The sequence below is a fragment of the Actinoallomurus acaciae genome (genome assembly GCF_042429965.1).
Classification (GTDB): Bacteria; Actinomycetota; Actinomycetes; order Streptosporangiales; family Streptosporangiaceae; genus Actinoallomurus; species Actinoallomurus acaciae.
The window spans coordinates 381-659 of record NZ_JBHLZP010001316.1 but is presented as its reverse complement, the minus strand read 5'-3'; the positions used below and the strand labels follow the sequence as shown (position 1 = coordinate 659).

Below are 279 nucleotides of genomic sequence, written 5' to 3'. Positions count from 1 at the left end.
TCTGCGCGGCCGCGGCCGAGGTCACCGGCATCCGGGCGGGCACACCGATCGTCGCCGGCATGACCGACGGCTGCGCCGCGCAACTCGGCGCCGGCCGGCTGACGCCCGGATCGTGGAACTCCGTGCTGGGCACCACGCTCCTGCTCAAGGGCGTCACCCGCGAGCCGCTGCGCGACCCGTACGGCGTGGTGTACTCCCACCGGGCGCCGGACGACGTGTGGCTGCCCGGCGGGGCCTCCAGCACGGGGGCCGGCGCCATCTCCCGCGACGTCCCCGGAC

The 279-nt window shown here is 77.1% G+C and carries 1 pseudogene; it reads left to right on the top strand.

What is annotated here, in order from left to right:
• Positions 1 to 279 (top strand): annotated as a pseudogene (locus tag ACFFNX_RS52285) (carbohydrate kinase); the annotation flags it as partial.